At 61.5% G+C, this 15,770-nt stretch carries 14 protein-coding genes; 7 read left to right on the forward strand and 7 right to left on the reverse strand.

Going from position 1 to position 15,770, the window contains the following annotated elements:
- Nucleotides 1-16 precede the first annotated feature (16 nt).
- The 6 genes from RQ479_RS12790 (at nucleotide 17) to RQ479_RS12815 (ending at nucleotide 7,773) form a co-directional block, all read left to right on the forward strand.
- Nucleotides 17-1,546 carry an ABC transporter substrate-binding protein gene (locus RQ479_RS12790; RefSeq protein WP_376705341.1) on the forward strand — a complete coding sequence of 510 codons (1,530 nt, stop codon included), beginning with the start codon at nucleotides 17-19 and terminating at the stop codon, nucleotides 1,544-1,546.
- A gap of 65 nt (nucleotides 1,547-1,611) precedes the next feature.
- A complete protein-coding gene (locus tag RQ479_RS12795) occupies nucleotides 1,612-3,141 on the forward strand; it encodes an FGGY-family carbohydrate kinase (RefSeq protein WP_376705342.1) in 1,530 nt (509 codons plus the stop codon).
- A complete protein-coding gene (locus tag RQ479_RS12800) occupies nucleotides 3,134-4,459 on the forward strand; it encodes an iron-containing alcohol dehydrogenase (RefSeq protein WP_376705343.1) in 1,326 nt (441 codons plus the stop codon). Before RQ479_RS12795 ends, RQ479_RS12800 begins: the two co-directional genes overlap by 8 nt.
- A gap of 77 nt (nucleotides 4,460-4,536) precedes the next feature.
- On the forward strand, nucleotides 4,537-5,619 hold the full coding sequence (locus tag RQ479_RS12805) for an ABC transporter ATP-binding protein (RefSeq protein WP_376705344.1): 1,083 nt from the start codon (nucleotides 4,537-4,539) through the stop codon (nucleotides 5,617-5,619).
- Nucleotides 5,620-6,675: a hypothetical protein gene (locus RQ479_RS12810; RefSeq protein WP_376705345.1), complete on the forward strand. Its 1,056-nt coding sequence runs from the start codon at nucleotides 5,620-5,622 to the stop codon at nucleotides 6,673-6,675.
- Nucleotides 6,676-6,774: 99 nt separating this feature from the next.
- Nucleotides 6,775-7,773: a sugar-binding transcriptional regulator gene (locus RQ479_RS12815; protein ID WP_376705346.1), complete on the forward strand. Its 999-nt coding sequence runs from the start codon at nucleotides 6,775-6,777 to the stop codon at nucleotides 7,771-7,773.
- 50 nt (nucleotides 7,774-7,823) lie between these two features.
- On the opposite strand, the gene RQ479_RS12820 is transcribed toward RQ479_RS12815, so the two are convergent.
- The 5 genes from RQ479_RS12820 to RQ479_RS12840 form a co-directional block, all read right to left on the reverse strand.
- Nucleotides 7,824-8,555 (reverse strand): ATP-binding cassette domain-containing protein, encoded by a 732-nt coding sequence (locus RQ479_RS12820; RefSeq protein ID WP_376705347.1) that lies wholly within the window; start codon nucleotides 8,553-8,555, stop codon nucleotides 7,824-7,826.
- Between the two features lie 2 nt (nucleotides 8,556-8,557).
- Entirely contained in the window at nucleotides 8,558-9,538 is a 981-nt protein-coding gene (locus tag RQ479_RS12825; protein WP_352455503.1) for an ABC transporter permease, read from the reverse strand.
- 196 nt (nucleotides 9,539-9,734) lie between these two features.
- Nucleotides 9,735-10,718 (reverse strand): sugar ABC transporter substrate-binding protein, encoded by a 984-nt coding sequence (locus RQ479_RS12830; RefSeq protein WP_376705348.1) that lies wholly within the window; start codon nucleotides 10,716-10,718, stop codon nucleotides 9,735-9,737.
- Nucleotides 10,719-10,757: 39 nt separating this feature from the next.
- Nucleotides 10,758-11,963, reverse strand: a complete 1,206-nt coding sequence (locus tag RQ479_RS12835) for a mandelate racemase/muconate lactonizing enzyme family protein (protein WP_376705349.1) — start codon at nucleotides 11,961-11,963, stop codon at nucleotides 10,758-10,760.
- Nucleotides 11,964-11,978: 15 nt separating this feature from the next.
- A complete protein-coding gene (locus RQ479_RS12840; protein WP_376705350.1) occupies nucleotides 11,979-12,698 on the reverse strand; it encodes a FadR/GntR family transcriptional regulator in 720 nt (239 codons plus the stop codon).
- A gap of 340 nt (nucleotides 12,699-13,038) precedes the next feature.
- Here RQ479_RS12840 and RQ479_RS12845 point away from each other — a divergent pair, with 340 nt between their 5' ends.
- On the forward strand, nucleotides 13,039-14,028 hold the full coding sequence (locus RQ479_RS12845; RefSeq protein ID WP_376705924.1) for a Tim44 domain-containing protein: 990 nt from the start codon (nucleotides 13,039-13,041) through the stop codon (nucleotides 14,026-14,028).
- Nucleotides 14,029-14,123: 95 nt separating this feature from the next.
- Here the strand turns inward: RQ479_RS12845 and RQ479_RS12850 are convergent, their stop codons facing one another.
- Together RQ479_RS12850 and RQ479_RS12855 are read right to left on the reverse strand one after the other, a co-directional pair.
- Complete coding sequence (locus RQ479_RS12850; RefSeq protein ID WP_376705351.1) at nucleotides 14,124-14,396, reverse strand: hypothetical protein; 273 nt, start codon at nucleotides 14,394-14,396, stop codon at nucleotides 14,124-14,126.
- Nucleotides 14,397-14,602: 206 nt separating this feature from the next.
- A complete protein-coding gene (locus RQ479_RS12855; RefSeq protein WP_376705352.1) occupies nucleotides 14,603-15,700 on the reverse strand; it encodes an AI-2E family transporter in 1,098 nt (365 codons plus the stop codon).
- Between the last annotated feature and the right edge of the window lie 70 nt (nucleotides 15,701-15,770).

Raw genomic sequence — 15,770 nt, forward strand, 5'->3', positions numbered from 1 at the left:
CAATGGAGGAACGATCATGAGCTTCACTGAACACGACAAGAAGACATTCGTCACCGATACCTGCAACGATTTTACGGCGCGCCGAATAACCAAACGCGACTTTATGAGGAAGATGGCGCTCGCCGGTGTCGGCTTTTCTGCCTTCGGATCGGCCATGCTAGGAGGCGGCCGCACCAATCGGGGGATGCTGGGGCTCGGGGTTGAAGAAGCCCGCGCCCAGGACGCCGATATGCTGAAGTGGCTGGCCGATGTCGGCAAGCCATATGCCGGCACCAAAATCCGCTACACTTCGGAAGCGACGCCGCCAACGATCGTTGCCAACCAGCTTGTCGCGGGTGAATTCACCAAGGCAACCGGCATTGAGGTGGAAGTCGAGATCGTGCCGCTGGAGCAGGTCCTCGCCAAGGCGACGCAAGACGTACAGGGCCAACTTGGCACCTACGACGTCTACTATCTCGACCAGTCCTGGATGGCGACATTTGCACAGGATGTCGTCGATCCGCGCGAGTACTATGACCAGAACAAAGACCTGGCGATGCCCAACTTCGACTGGGACGATTTCTCCAAGCCGCTGGTCGACGGCATTGCCATGTACAACGGCAAACAGTGCGGAATTCCATTCGATATTCCGATCTTCATCCTGATGTACCGCAAGGATCTTTTCGACAAACACAATATCGCGCTGCCGACAGATCTCGACGCCTACCTCAAGGCCGTGCAGGCGCTCACAGAGGCAGAAAAAAGCAACGGCATCTTCGGCACCGCATGCCAGGCGAAGTCAGGCCATTATTCGCTGGAATGCGACTGGACTTTCGCATTGTGGGGCCATGGCGGTTCGATCTTCAACAAGGACAAGAAGTTTGTCGGCAATGACGAGCGCGGCGTGGCCGGGCTCAAATTCTATCAGGAGTTGGTCAAGAACTCGCCGCCCTCCGCGACGACTTGGACGTGGGACGGCCAGGGACAGGCGCTGACACAGGGTCAGGCCGCCATGGCAATCACCTGGGGCGAGGATTTCCCCGGCTTCGACGCCAAAGATTCCAAGGTCAAAGGCCTGTTCGAGGCCCTGCCCGCGCCCAAGGAGGTTCCTGGCCGTCGCGCCGCCGCCGATTGCGGCTTCAACGAAATCCCGGCCGTCGGCCACCAGGGCGGCTCGACGATTTCGCTGTCGCAATATTCCAAGAACAAGGAAGCGGCATGGCTGTTCATGCAGTGGGTCTGCTCGAAGGATGTGATGGCGCGGGTATCGACGCTCGGCGGCGGCGCCTCGCCGATGCGTAATTCCTCTTTCACAGATCCTCGGGTCAAGGCAAAGGCCGTCGTCGGGCCCGGAACGACACGCCATTTCGACGCGATCAAATACACGATCGACAACCAGATGGGATCGGAGCCGGACATGCCGATCTGGGCGGATTTGTCGAACAACGACATTCCGGTTGAGCTCGGCAAATTGCTTACGGGCCAAGATTATGGCGGCGATGCCAAGGCATGCCTGGATGCCATTGCCGGCATTGTCGACGGCAAAGTTAAGGACGCCGGTCTTTAGCGACTAGTCGATGAATTGGGCGAAGGCGGTTTCGACCGCCCTCGCCCTTTGGGAATGTGGCGGCAATGGTTCCGGATCTCGTCATCGGCATTGATTCCTCGACCTCGGCAACCAAGGCGATCGCCTGGGACCGCAATGGTCTGGCCGTGGCTGAAGGTCGTGCACCGCTTGCGATGTCGAACCCGCGTTCGGGCTATTTCGAGCAGGATCCGGCGGAATGGTGGACCTCGACGGTCGCAGCGCTGCGCGCCGTGACGTCAACGGTTTCGCCGGCACGCATTGCCGCCCTTGCCATTGCCAACCAGCGCGAAAGCTTCGGGCTTTTCGACGAGGAGGGCCAGACGGTCGGGCCGGCGACGCTCTGGCTCGATGAGCGCGCCCGGCGGAAGGCACGCCGCTTCGGCGAGAGTTTCGGCGCGGCACGCGTCCACGCAATATCCGGCAAGCCGCTGGACGTCATTCCTTGCCTTTACCGCATGATCTGGTTTCGCGAGGAAGAGCCCGAGATTTTTGCCCGCGTGGAGCGAATGGCCGAAGTCCACGGCTATCTGGTCTTTCGGTTGAGCGGCCGGTGGGTGACGTCCACCGCATCCGCCGACCCGATGGGCGTACTCGACATGCGAGCCATGGACTGGTCGAACGAAATACTCGACGCCGCGGGAGTCGCCCGGCGCATGATGCCGGACCTGGCGCGGCCCGGCATCGTTCTGGGCCAACTGACTTCGGAAGCCGCCATGCTGACGGGCTTGCGGGAGGGCACGCCGATCGTCGCCGGCGGCGGCGACGGTCAATGCGCGGGCACGGGCGCTGGTGTGTTACAGCCGCGATGCGCTTACATCAACCTCGGCACGGCGGTCGTCTCTGGCAGCTTCGGCACGGACTACGTCTACGACCTAGCCTTCCGCACCGAGACGGCGGTCGCCGATGATGGCTATATCTACGAGACGTGCCTTCGCGCCGGCACTTTTCTCGTCGACTGGATGGCGCGCGAAATGCTCGGCGTCGATTTGCATGGCGCAAGCGATGCCCTGGAGGCGCTCGAGGCCGAAGCCGCTGCCAGCCCGATCGGCGCGGGCGGCATAATGCTCCTTCCCTACTGGCAGGGCGTCATGGATCCGCACTGGGATAGTGCTGCCCGTGGTGTCATTGCCGGTCTGTCCGGCTCCAGCCGCCGCGGCGACATCTATCGCGCCGTGCTGGAAGGCATAGCGCTGCATCAGGCCGCGACAAGTCAGCGGGCCGCTGCGGCTGCCGCCCAGACCATCGACCAGTTCATAGCCATCGGTGGCGGAGCGAAGTCCGACCTGTGGATGCAGGTTCTGGCGGATGCACTCGATCGTCCCGTAATGCGTTCGAGGACAGTGGAAGCCTCATCGCTTGGCGCGGCGATGGCAGCGGCAAAGGGCGTGGGCTGGTTTTCCACCATCGCCGAAGCGTCGACCGCAATGGCCAGCGAGCCGGCCAAAACCTTCGAACCGGACGCGAAACGGGCCGAGCTCTACGCCGAACTTCTTGCGATCCATGCCGATCTTTGGCCAACGCTTTCAGCCTGGAACCAGCGCCTCGCGGCCTTCACGGAGACCCATCATGGCTGAAACGACCAACTGGAACGCGTTGATCGAGGACGTTGTCGCGGGACGCTGGAAAGATCCCAAGACAGGCGCGGCCGCGGTCCTGCCGTTCCAGACGATCGAACTGCTGGAGACGACGGAGGGCCGCGAGGCGGATCTCGTTGCGCCCCTGGCCCTAGGCAGCCGCATCGCCGTGGTTTCCGATGTCAACACCGTCGATGTGATGGGCAGGCGCGTCGCGAGGGCGCTGCGCGGCGTGGCCGACATCGACGAGGTCGTGCTGCCTGACGGCCTCGACTGCGATGAGGCAACGATCCAGATGGTCAGGGAGAAGACGCGTCACGCCGACGGGGTCGTGGCCGTCGGGTCGGGCGTCCTCAATGACAGCTGCAAACATGCAACCTTCCTCGACGAGCGGCCCTATGCCGTCTTCGGCACGGCCGCCTCGATGAATGGCTACGGCGCCTCGACAGCGTCGGTGACCCTGGCTTCAGGGCTCAAGATCTCGCTGCCTTCGCACGCGCCGCGGGGCATCTTCCTGGACCTTGGCGTGTCGGCTGCAGCACCCGCCTGGCTCAGCGCCGCCGGGCTTGGCGACAGCCTCTGCCGCCCCACCGCCCAGATCGACTGGTGGGCTTCGCATCGGCTGTTCGACACTTATTATTCCGAGGTGCCTTACCTGCTGCAGGCGGGCGATGAGGAGCCGATGCTGGCCCATGCGCCTGGCCTTGCCAGGCATGACATCGCCGCCGTCGGGCATCTCCAGCGTGTCCTGACGCTGTGCTCGATGGGTGTGTGCTTCGCCGGCGTTTCCCATCCCGGGTCCATGGGAGAGCACCAGATCTCCCACTGGATCGACATGTTCGCGCAAAACCATCATCCCGGCACCACACACGGCCAGCAGGTCGGGGTTGCCTCGCTGGTCATGGCCCGTCTGCAAGCGCGGCTACTGGACATGGAAGAGCCGCCGCAGGCAAGGTCCACCTTCATCGACGAGGCGGCAATGCTGGCGCGCTATGGCGGGCAACTTGGACCGCTTTGCATTGCCGAGATGAAGAAGACGGCACTCGACGCCAGCCAGACGGAAATCTTCAACCGCAGGCTTGCGGAAATCTGGCCGGCGTTGCGCCAGGAGGTTCGGCCGATGGCAATGCCGATTGCCCGTATGGAGGCAGCGCTCAAGTCTGCGGGGGGGCCGGTCACCGGCGCGGAATTGGGCCTGGCACGACCGCTTTGGCATGATGCCATTCGCTATTCGCGAGAAATCCGCGGCCGATGGTCCTTCATCAATCTGGCCGCCGATGCGGGACTCTTGGAAGAATTTCTGGAGAGCGAATGGTGAGAGCGCATCCGATCGCCAATGGCTCGCGTGGCGAAAATGAGATCCAACCGGCAAGGGCAATCGAAGGGTAGCAATTTATGGCGTCTGTCACCATCAGCAACATAAAGAAGGACTATGGCGCCCTCTCGATTATCGATGGACTCGATCTCTCGATCGAGGATGGCCAGTTCATCGTTCTGTTGGGCCCATCCGGCTGCGGCAAGTCCACACTGTTGCGCATGATAGCCGGTCTCGAGCCCATCACGTCCGGTGAGATCGCCATAGGCGACAGGGTCGTCAACACACTCCACCCCAAAGACCGCAACATCGCGATGGTCTTCCAGAACTACGCGCTTTACGCGCACATGACCGTCTTCGACAACATGGCCTTTTCCATGCAGTTGAAGAGACGCCCAACCGAAGAAATCAAACAGAAGGTCGGATGGGCGGCATCGATCCTCAACCTGACTCCCTATCTGGAACGGTACCCTCGCCAGCTTTCGGGCGGCCAGCGGCAGCGCGTCGCCATGGGCCGCGCCATCGTGCGGGACCCAACTGTGTTCCTGTTCGACGAGCCGCTATCCAATCTCGATGCCAAGCTGCGGGTGCAAATGCGCACTGAAATCAAGGAGCTCCACCAGCGGCTGAAGACCACCACCGTCTATGTCACGCATGACCAGATCGAGGCGATGACCATGGCCGATGTCATCGTCATCATGCGCGACGGCCACATCGAGCAGATCGGGCGCCCGCTCGATGTCTACGATCGCCCGGCAAACCTCTTCGTCGCCTCTTTCATCGGCTCGCCCGCAATGAACATGTTCCATGGCGAGGTGGCTTCCGAGCGCGGCGCCTGGGTGGTGCGGACCGACGAGCTATCCCTCCCGCTCCCGCCAGGGGCTGCGGTCCGGCCCGGCCAAAAGGTGATCTACGGCATTCGTCCCGAACATCTTCGACCAGTGGCCGACGGGCGCGGCATCCCCGCGAGGATTACGGTTGTCGAGCCGACCGGCCCCGAAATCCACATTTTTGCCAGCATGGGCAACATCGCGATCTGCTCGGTGCTGCATGACCGCATGGAGCTCTCTCCTGGAGCTGTGATCCATCTGGAGCCGGCGCCTGAGCGAATCCACCTGTTCGACCAAGGTAGCGGCGAGCGGCTGGACAAGGGAAGAAGTTGAATGGCGCGGATCATCATCCTCGGCGCCGGCGTCATGGGCTCTGCCATGACGCTTCCGGCCGCTCACGCTGGCAACCGCATCACTCTTGTCGGGACCCATCTCGATGAGGAGATCGTCGGCTCGGTGGCCAGCACAAGTCATCACCCACGCCTCAACATCACTCTGCCTGATGTGGTAACCGCCTGTTCCTGGACCGAATTCGGGGCGGCGATGAACGATGGACCCGATCTGCTTGTACTCGGCGTCTCGTCGGCCGGCGTTCCTTGGGCGATCGACCGCATTGCGGAAAGCATCAGGTCGCCCGTGCCTATACTGATGATTACGAAAGGGCTTGCAGCGAGCGACGAAGGCATCGAAATCCTGCCACATCTGCTTGCTCGCGAGATCGAGCAGCGAACCGGCCTGTCCGTCCCGGCGATGGCCGTCGGCGGACCGTGCATTGCCGGCGAACTGGCGGCACAGCGCGACACGTCTGTGATCGTGGCCGGGCACGATCGCGACCAGGTGGCCGCGGCGTCCCGCATTCTGCGCGCGCCTTTCTATCATATGCGATCGTTATCCGATCTCGTCGGGGTCGAGATCTGCGCCGCTTTCAAGAATTTCTACACACTCGCCGTTGGGGCTCCGGTTGGGCTGCTCGAGCGCGACGGCAAGGCGCCCAATGGCGCGCTCATGCACAACCTAGCCTCGTCACTTTTCTCGCAGTCCCTCGCCGAGATGGCGATTCTGGTCGAAGCTCTGGGTGGAAAAATCGAAACGGTGCTGGGGCTGGCCGGCTCCGGCGATCTTTATGTGACCTGCCAGGCGGGCCGTAACGGTCGCATGGGGCGCCTGCTCGGCCGCGGCCTGCCCTATTCCGTGGCGAAGCGCGAACATATGAGTTCGGACACGGTCGAGGGCGCGCAACTGGCGCTGGACCTTGGTCCGACTTTGAAGAATATGATGGCCCGGGGTGTACTTCCCCATGATCGCCTGCCGCTGACGAGGGCCATCATCGACGCGATTTGCCATGATGCTCCGCTGGTTTTGTCCTTCGACCGCTATCATCGAGGCTAGCGGAGCCGGGGAAACTCGATTGATGCCTCATATCGATGAGCAGATGGCTCCGCCGAGCCCGCTCTGGACCCGCTGCCGCGGAGTGGACAGGATGATCTGATGGAGAAACCCGCACGAAAGAAACGCGACGGCCGCCAAGCCGTCACGAGCTCCGTCACGGCCGATCGCGAGGAAGGGCTGCTCGTGCGCGCCGCCTGGCTTGCTTATGTCGGGGACCTCACCCAGGCGCAAATCGCCAAGTCTCTTGGCCTGACCCGCCTTCGCGTCAACCGGATGCTGGCGCATGCCCGTCAGCGGGGGATCGTTCAGATTCGCATCAATTCCAAGGTGGCGAACTGCATCGAGCTGGAGAACCGGCTGCGGGACGCCTATGGTGTCTCCGACCCAATCGTGGTTCCGACACCGCCCGATCCTGCCCTGGTGCCACAGGTCATTGCAGCTGCTGCCGGTGAAGCCCTGTCGCTTAGAATCCGTGACGGGATATCGGTGGGCGTGGGATGGGGACGGACGCTCCAGCTTAGTCTGCGGTCAGTGACCGTGCGCCCGGTCAAAGGGATGTCGGTCGTTTCCCTGCTTGGCGGGCTCACGCGTGGATCGGCGATCAACATCTATGAAATCGCCTCGCGGCTCGCGGCGCTTTTCGATGCGGAATGCTTCTACATCGCGGCACCGGTGTTCACGGACACGGAGGCCACGCGCGATCTGCTTATGCGCCAGTCCATTCTGGAAGACGCCTTCACCCATGCCCGCGACGTTGACGCCGCTTTCGTTTCGGTGGGCGCGGTGCACAAGGACGCCACCATCTTTCGGATCGGACTGGTAGGAGACGATGATCTCAGATCGCTCCGCGAAGCCGGAGCGGTCGGCGATATTTGCGGCCACTGGATCGGCGCGGACGGACAACTCGTCGATCACCCGCTAAACAGTCGCGTCATCGGCCTCGCCCCCCAACATCTGCGCGACGTCGACACTGTGATCCTGCCCTCCGGCGGCCTCGACAAGGTTCCGGTGCTGCGCGCGGTGTTGCGTCTGGGAGTCGTGGATGTGCTGATCACCGACGAGAAAACCGCTGAGGCGATCCTTGCGGAAAAGCCGTAGCCAGACTGATCTTTACCAGCAGAAGTGGCGCGAATGATCGTTTCTTCACGTCACAGAACCTCGTGGATTTCCTCGATCGAAGTCTCGCCGATCCGCTTGTCGAGAACGATCTCTCCACGCGCCATGGCAACGACCCGGTCACAGCATTCGAAAACATGATGCATGTTGTGGCTGATGAAGACGCTCGTGATGTTCTGGGCCTTGAGGGCGCGAACGAAGCCGATCACCTTTCGCGTCTCCTTCACCGAGAGATGATTGGTCGGCTCGTCGAGGATCATGACTTTCGACTTGAAGTGCATGGCTCGGGCGATCGCCACGCCTTGGCGCTGGCCGCCCGACAGTTCGCCGACAAGCGCGTCGGGCGACCTCAGATGCAGATCGACGTCGGCGATCGCCTTGACGCTTTCGTCACGCATGCGCTTCTGGTCCAGGATGCCGATGCCGAAAACCGAGCCCTTCACCGGCTCGCGTCCGATGAAAACGTTGCGGGCGATGGTCATGGTCGGGACCATCGAATTGTACTGATAGATCGTCTCGATGCCGCGATCCATGGCGTCGCGCGGGTTCGAGAAGCGGACCGGTTCACCTTCGATCCTGATCTCGCCGCCATCGGGCTTTTGGGTGCCTGACAGGATATTGATCAGCGTCGATTTGCCGGCGCCGTTGTCGCCGACAAGGCCCAGTGCCTCGTCTGGATAAATGTCCAGCGTGACGTTCTTCAAGGCGTGGACGCCGGAATACCATTTCTGGAGTCCCTTGATCGCAATGATGGGTGTCGCCATGATCAGGTCTCCACCTTCATTGCCCTGCCCCGCTTTCGAAGCCAGGCGTTCACGACGACCGCGAAGATAGTCAGGAAGCCGATTGCCATCTTGAACCAGTTGGCGTCCACCTGGCTCAGTACCAGTCCGTTGTCGATGACGCGGATAAGGGCAGCCCCGATGATGCCGCCGAAGATAGTGCCGATGCCGCCAGCCAGCGAGGCGCCACCGATGACAGCAGCTGATACGGCTTGCAACTCCAGCCCCTCGCCGATCGAAGGCAACGGTGCGCCGAGCCGCATCACCTGAATGGTGCCGGCAAAGCCGGCGAGCACCGAACAGATCATGAAGCAGGCGACCTTCACCCGGGCCGTCGGGATGCCCATCGACTGCGCGGCGGGCAGAAAGCCGCCGGTGGCGCGCACCCAGTTGCCGAAATTCGTGCGCGACAGGAGCACCGTCACCAGGATTGCCACGGCGACAAACCAGAAGAACGACATGCGAAAGAGGTCGCCCGGTCCCACATAGATCGTAAACAGCCATTTGGGCAGAGCGTTGGCTGGGATGACAGGAGGGAAGCCACCGGAGATTACCACCGTCAGCGAACGCGCGATGAACAGCATGCCAAGCGTGGTGATGAAGCTTGGTATCGCGAAACGAATCGTTATGAACCCGTTGAAGAAGCCGATCAGGGCGGCGATCGCGAGGCCTGCGGCAAAGGCAGGCGCGAACGGCACGCCGGCCGCCAGCATCACCGCCATGGTCATCGGGGTCAGCGCAAAGACCGAGCCCACGGAAAGATCAAACTCGCCGCATATCATCAGCAGGGTCACGCCGATCGCGACCAGCCCCATTTCAGGCAGCAGCCCAAGCATTCCGCGCACGTTCTGTGTGTTCAGAAATACACCGTTCGAGCGAATCTGAAAGACGAGGAGGAGGAGGAGCAGGAACACAACCGCCGCAAGCTCCGGCTTCTCCAGATAAATCTTCATCAAGCGCTTCATCATTCGCTCCGGCTTGGGATTGTTTGCGCTGGCTTGTCGCATCGGCAAGGGGGATGGCGGCAGTCTGTCTTCTACCGCCTTTGACGGGGAGATGCCGTTGGAGGATGGGACAGAGCCAACGCCCAAGGCCGTGCTGCCTTGCCCTCCCCCTTGCCCTCTCCGCGAAAAGAACGAGGAGAGGACGCCGGCTTCGCGCCTACCGCACGCCTTGCGCGGCCAGTTCCTTGAGTTTCGGCACGTCTTCCTTGACGATGATGCCCTTGCCGGTGTCGATGTCTGCCGGCAGCAGACCGACGTTCTTGGCGAGATAGGCTTCCATCACCGGCATGAAGCCCTGCATGTAGGGCTGCTGGTCGACCTGGACCTGGATATACCCCGCTTCCATCTGTTGCAGGACTTCCGAGACGATATCGAAGCCGCCCATCAGCACCTTGCCCGGCTCGATGCCGCGATCGATCAGGACCTGGGCGACGTAGGCATGCCAAAGGCCGGTGTCGAAATACACCGTGGTGTCCGGGTGGGCAGACAGATAGGCGCCAACACGATCGGCGACGACGGCGCCATCTGTGCCGGTGTCGAGCCGTTCAATGACCACTTCGCGTCCGCCATTCGCGGCCTTGTATTCTTCAAGGAACTTCATGACGCCGGCAGCACGCTGTTCCGACCAGTTCTGACCGGGCGCGGAAACGCCGACGAGCGCCCTGATCTTGCCTTCCTTGGGGAAGAACTCCGACATCTTCTTGCCGAGTTCGTAGCCGGCGGGAATGAAGCCCTGGCCGATGAAAGCCTGGCGGGCATTGCCGGTTGCACCCTCAGTGTCGTCGACGTTGGACGCGATGACCGTGACGCCGGCAGCGCGGGCGTCGGCGATGATTTGGTCGAAGGCATTGTTGTCGACGATCGAGGTGATCAGCGCGTCCGGTTTTGCCGCGAGTGCCGCCTGCATGTTGGCCGATTGTTGCTCGATCGAGCCTTCGGTCTGCGTGAAGACCATCTGGCAATTGGCTTGGATCTTGGCGCAGGCGTCGTCAAACCCCTTCTTCACCGCCTGCCAGAACGGGTTCGACGCCGACGAATGATGCGTGAAGACGATGTTCATCGGCTCCTGCGCGCGTGAGCCGATTGCCGAGCCTCCAGCCAGTACTGCTCCCAAGGCTGCCGAGATAAGTAGCTTCTTCATGGTTCTCCTCCTCCGTGGATAGCTGCTTCAGGTTCATTTTCAGAGAGTCGATGTGTCGGTCACCCGTCGAAGCGCCGTGAATGCGCGATCGATTTCCGGGTTCAGTTCCATGCCGAGGCCCGGTCCGGGAGGCACGGTGATCATGCCGTTCTTCACCTGCGGCAAAGCGGTCACAAGGTCGCGGTACCAGGTCTTGTAAAAGGCCCTGACACTCTCCTGGATTAGCGCGTTCGGCGCATTCAGCGACAGGTGGGTCGATGCGCCGAGCACCACTGGACCGGTGCAGTCGTGTGGCGCGACCGGCAGGTGCCATGCTTCAGCCATGGCAGCGATCTTGCGCGCTTCCGAGAGCCCGCCGCACCAGCTGATATCGAGCATAATGACACCGGCCGCTCCGGTTTCGAGAAGGTCGCGGAAGGCCCACCGTGAACCGAGCGTCTCCGAAGCCGATATCGGCGCGAGCGAAGCCTCGGCATAACGTTTCAGGCTGGACAGGCTGTCCATCCTGATCGGATCTTCGTGCCAGAATGTCTTGTAGGGCGCCAGCTCGCGAGCGATCTGCATGGCCGGCAGCAGCTGCCACATTGAATGGAATTCGACCATGATGTCCATCTTGTCGCCGACCGCATTGCGGATTTTCTCGAATGGCGCCAGCGCGGAATTCAAATCGGGTTGCGATATATACTGGCCGCGCGTTTTCTCGGCGGCCATGTCGAAGGGCCAGATCTTCATGGCCGTGATGCCTTCCTCCAACAACGAATGCGCCAATTCGTCGGCGCGGTGAAGGAAGCCGTTCAGATCATCATAGGCGTCGCCGGGCTTATCGAGCCCGTAGTTGGCCGTCGTCTGCCCGGTGGCCTTCTTGATGTATTCGGTTCCGGCACAGGTGTTGTAGGTCCGGATCTCGTGCCTGGTGAACCCGCCGAGGAGTTGTGCGATCGGCTGACCCGTCGCCTTTCCGAACAGATCCCAAAGCGCGATATCGAAAGCGGAGTTGCCCCTAACTTCCGCGCCCGTCGATCGGAAACCGAGATAACCGACGAGGTCGGCGGCAAGCAGGTCTATCTGCAAGGGGTCGCGCCCGATCACGCACGGCGCGACGTATTCGTGCAGATAGGTCTCGACGGTCTCAGCCATGAAGAAGGTCTCGCCCAGTCCAATGAGGCCCTCGTCCGTGTGAACCAGAACCCAGAGGAGGTTCGGCCGCTCCTTGAGCCGCAGCGTTTCCAGTTTCGTGATCTTCATTGCGCGCCCCGCTCCTCAGGCGATGCCGGCCGCCAGCAGGGCCTTGACGCTCTCGTCAAAATGCCTCGCCATCAGGTCACGAGCCGACTGAGGATCACCGGTCTCGATTGCTTCGGCGAGCTCGATATGGATCTGGATCATTTCCAACTGCTCGGCATCCGAAGGGCGGCTGCGCCAGCCGATCGGCCAGGTCTGCCGCGATACGCGCTCGAACGCGCCGACGATGAGGCTGAAAACCGGATTCTTTGCAGCCTTGGCGATTTCGAGGTGAAAGGCGAGATCGTGCTCCATGACCTGTTCCGGCCTCTGGAAATTCTCGCGCATGGCGAGCGCGTGCATCCTGATCCTTTCCACTTCGTCGGCTGTTCTGCGCAAGGCCGCTAGCATGGCGGTGCGGGTCTCAATCGTGCGTCGCACGTCGTAGATTTGCTGCACCGTGATCTGCTCGGTGTGGACGCCATGCTCGATCACCAGTGACATGGCGCCATAATCCAGCTCGGCGACGGTAGCCCGTCTGCCCGCCCTCAGGTCGATAAGCCGCATGGCGGCGAGCGAGCTGAAGGCCTCGCGAACCACGGTACGCGAGACGCTCAATTGTCTCGAAAGCGCGGCCTCGCTGGGCAGCCGGTCGCCGGGCCCGAGCTCATGCGCGCGGATATGGCGTGTGATCTCGCCGATCGTATTGCTGACCAGGCTCGCAGCGTCGGAATGTTTTGCGGATATGGCCGTGCTCACGCAATCTCCAGTTCAGGAGTGGGCAAACCTGTATGGCAGGTTTTCCAGATGTGTTGATAGTACTCAGGAAAGCTGTATGTCAAGCTCGAGCCGGCGTCATCGCCGGAAGACCGATGACCAGAGGCTTGCAGACCGATGCTCTTGACGCGACCGATGCCGGTCGGCCGGGTGCGGGGTGATCGGGCAGGCGATCTCGCTTGGGTAGGCTGGACATTGTCGTCGTGAGCACCGGCGGCGGCCGACCATGCCGTCCGAAAATATCTCGGCGCACGATTCACTGATATTTCGATCGACGCACCCCATATGGGTGGACAAAGCGTCACTTGAGGATTTGCCTATGCTGATTTCGCGTTGGGGCCGATTTGCAGTTTTGTTTGCGGGGTTGTTCCTGGCATTTTCCATGGTCGCTGTGGATCACGCCGATGCGCGTCGTGGTGGCAGTTTCGGCAGTCGCGGCATGCGCACTTTCCAGCCGGTTCCGCCGACCAGAGTTGCGCCGCAACCGGCCGCACCGGTCGAGCGCTCGATGACACCTAATGCGGCAACGAACAATGCGCCCCGTCAGCCGCAGGCATTCCAGCGTCCAGGCTTCTTCAACAGCCTCGGTGGGTCGATGATGCGGGGGCTGTTTCTTGGCGGTTTGATCGGCGTTCTACTGGGCCATGGCTTCGGCGGTATGGTCGGCATGTTGGGTCTTTTGCTCCAAGTACTGGTGATCGGCGGCGCGATCATGCTAGCGATCCGCTTTTTCCGCTCGCAGACGGTCCGAGGCCCGGCGCCCGCCATGGCCGGTGCCTCGAGGGGTACGGGGACCTTTGGGCGAAGCGCAGCAGCCCGGCCTGAGCCGAGCAACGCCACAGCTTTCCCCATTCCAGGTATTGGGTCAGGCTATGGCGGAGCGAGCCCAGACAATGCTTCCGATGACATCACACTCACCCAAAGCGATCTCGACACGTTCCAACAGCGGCTGACGGAAGTTCAGGAAGCATTCGGGCGCGAGGACCATGCTGCCTTGCGCCGGCTGGCGACGCCAGAAATGGTCTCCTATCTGTCCGAGGAACTTGCCGATAATGCCAAAAAGGGTGTCAGGAATGATGTATCGGATGTGGGGCTGCTGGAGGCCGATATTGCGGAAAGTTGGCGGGAGGGTGATCGCGACTACGCGACGGCTGCTTTGCGCTATGAATCTCGCGACGTGACCCGCGATCGCACAAGCGGCAAGATCGTTGAGGGCCAGCCCGATCAGCCGACGGAGACAACCGAACTGTGGACCTTCACGCGCCAGGACGGCGATGACTGGAAGCTCGCCGCGATCCAGCAGCCTGGCTGATGTGCTTGCCTGATTGAATGTCTGCCAGGAGACTTGCTCAGTTTTGCCGGCTGCGCGCTTGAAGGCCAGTCAGCCCAAGGTGAAGCAGCGCCGCCTTATCGGCCCAGCGGCAGCTTCGAAGTCGAGAGCAGTTCGGCCTCGTCCATCACTCCGGCCATGTAATTTGCAATGATCCGGGACGCGAGCGCTTCATGCTCATGCTCGGATTGACAGTCACCCTTGAGCCAATCGAATACCCGGCCCAGAAGCGCCAGCTCGGATGGACTAAAAATACCAGCAGTCTGGGCTTTTCGATGGATCGGCATGGCCAATTCTTCGTCTCGGAAGTTGTCAGCCGGACGATAGAACCGCCCCTCCAAGATTTGCATTAAAGTTTGCTAAGATCATGCTGGATCGCCACAGAAAAACGCCCATCAAGTGGAATGAGGGCATTGCCTGGCGCCGCGGATGCCACCGCCTGTGGGCGCACCTCGGTCGAACAGGTCAGAGGCGTTTGGAGAGTGGGACGCGAGCCAACAAGCCTCCGATGCGTTTGGCTAAGGTCACGGCAAGCACCCAGGGTTGGTAACATTGTTCAATCCGTTGCGGACTGGTGCGGTAGCTCGGTAGGGCGCGTCGCCGCCTCTCCGGGCTGATCAGTCATTCGATCCTTCAGCACGTCGATGAGGCTGACGGTGATGGCGATCACCGCGGGGCCGAGGACTAGGCCGGATGCTCCGAACAGGACAATGCCGCCGACCGAGCCAATAAAGGCCACCACGGTGTGGAGGCGCAACCTGTTCCCGACAAGCATCGGATAGAGCAGATTGTCGATGCCACCGACAATGACGCCGCCCCAGACGGTCAATATCGCCGCGCTGGCCCAAGCCCCCGCCAGTGCGAGATAGGCTGCCGCAGGCACCCAGATTACAAATGCCCCGAGCACAGGCACGATGGCAAGAAGTCCCATGACAAGCCCCCAAAAGACCGGCGTGGGCAGACCGAGCCACCAGAACATCAGGCCACCTAGTGTTCCCTGGACGGCGGCGACGAACACGGTGCCGAGAAGTGTCGCATGAACGGTCTCCGCAAAGCGGGACAAGATGCGTGCTGTCTCGGGGGCGCGCAGGGGCGAAAGGCCCGCGACGGCTTGCAGGCCCTGTTGGCGATCCCGCAGAAAATAGAACAGAAGATAAAATGTCAGACCGAACATCGCGACCTGATAGATGGAGCCGCGCAACAGCGATGTGCTTTGTCCCGTCAGCCATTGTACGAATGTTGCGACCGAACCGGCCGGATCGAATTGGTTCTCAATCCATTGGGCAATGGTCGAAAGCGTGGGATAGTCAGACATGAAACCGTCTGCGTCCCAACCACGGACGACCTCCTCCAGGTATTTGGCTCCGTTTACCGCCTCGCGAACGAGCTGTTGGGCGACGAGTACCAGCGGCAGGCCGACGGCAATCGCCGCAACGCTTACAGATATCAATGCGGCCAGGTTTCGATTTCCGACCCGTCTCTCAACCCATCCATGAGCCGGAGACAGGATGATTGCCAGGACCAGCGCCCAGGTCAATGCCGGCAAAAAAGGCCACGCCAGCAGATAGCAGACATATACACCGATCGCCGCCGCTGTGAGGACGCCGAGCAATCTCAATTGTTTCACGTCCGGCATCTGTTTCAGATCAGGCACCTTTCGCTGTCTCGCAAGCCCAGCGAGCCTATTTGGTTTCTTGAAAAAAGGGCAGCGTCGGCTGCCGTGC

The sequence above is a fragment of the Mesorhizobium sp. ISC25 genome, assembly GCF_042295465.1.
Lineage (GTDB): Bacteria > Pseudomonadota > Alphaproteobacteria > Rhizobiales > Rhizobiaceae > Mesorhizobium.

What these genes read in the sequence shown, in the direction of transcription:
- RQ479_RS12810 (WP_376705345.1), top strand. Translation starts at nt 5,620, where the DNA reads ATGGCGCGGATCATCATCCTCGGCGCCGGCGTCATGGGCTCTGCCATG.
- RQ479_RS12820 (WP_376705347.1), bottom strand. Translation starts at nt 8,555, where the DNA reads ATGGCGACACCCATCATTGCGATCAAGGGACTCCAGAAATGGTATTCC.
- RQ479_RS12795 (WP_376705342.1), top strand. Translation starts at nt 1,612, where the DNA reads ATGGTTCCGGATCTCGTCATCGGCATTGATTCCTCGACCTCGGCAACC.
- RQ479_RS12800 (WP_376705343.1), top strand. Translation starts at nt 3,134, where the DNA reads ATGGCTGAAACGACCAACTGGAACGCGTTGATCGAGGACGTTGTCGCG.
- RQ479_RS12830 (WP_376705348.1), bottom strand. Translation starts at nt 10,718, where the DNA reads ATGAAGAAGCTACTTATCTCGGCAGCCTTGGGAGCAGTACTGGCTGGA.
- RQ479_RS12835 (WP_376705349.1), bottom strand. Translation starts at nt 11,963, where the DNA reads ATGAAGATCACGAAACTGGAAACGCTGCGGCTCAAGGAGCGGCCGAAC.
- RQ479_RS12790 (WP_376705341.1), top strand. Translation starts at nt 17, where the DNA reads ATGAGCTTCACTGAACACGACAAGAAGACATTCGTCACCGATACCTGC.
- RQ479_RS12805 (WP_376705344.1), top strand. Translation starts at nt 4,537, where the DNA reads ATGGCGTCTGTCACCATCAGCAACATAAAGAAGGACTATGGCGCCCTC.
- RQ479_RS12850 (WP_376705351.1), bottom strand. Translation starts at nt 14,396, where the DNA reads ATGCAAATCTTGGAGGGGCGGTTCTATCGTCCGGCTGACAACTTCCGA.
- RQ479_RS12815 (WP_376705346.1), top strand. Translation starts at nt 6,775, where the DNA reads ATGGAGAAACCCGCACGAAAGAAACGCGACGGCCGCCAAGCCGTCACG.
- RQ479_RS12825 (WP_352455503.1), bottom strand. Translation starts at nt 9,538, where the DNA reads ATGAAGCGCTTGATGAAGATTTATCTGGAGAAGCCGGAGCTTGCGGCG.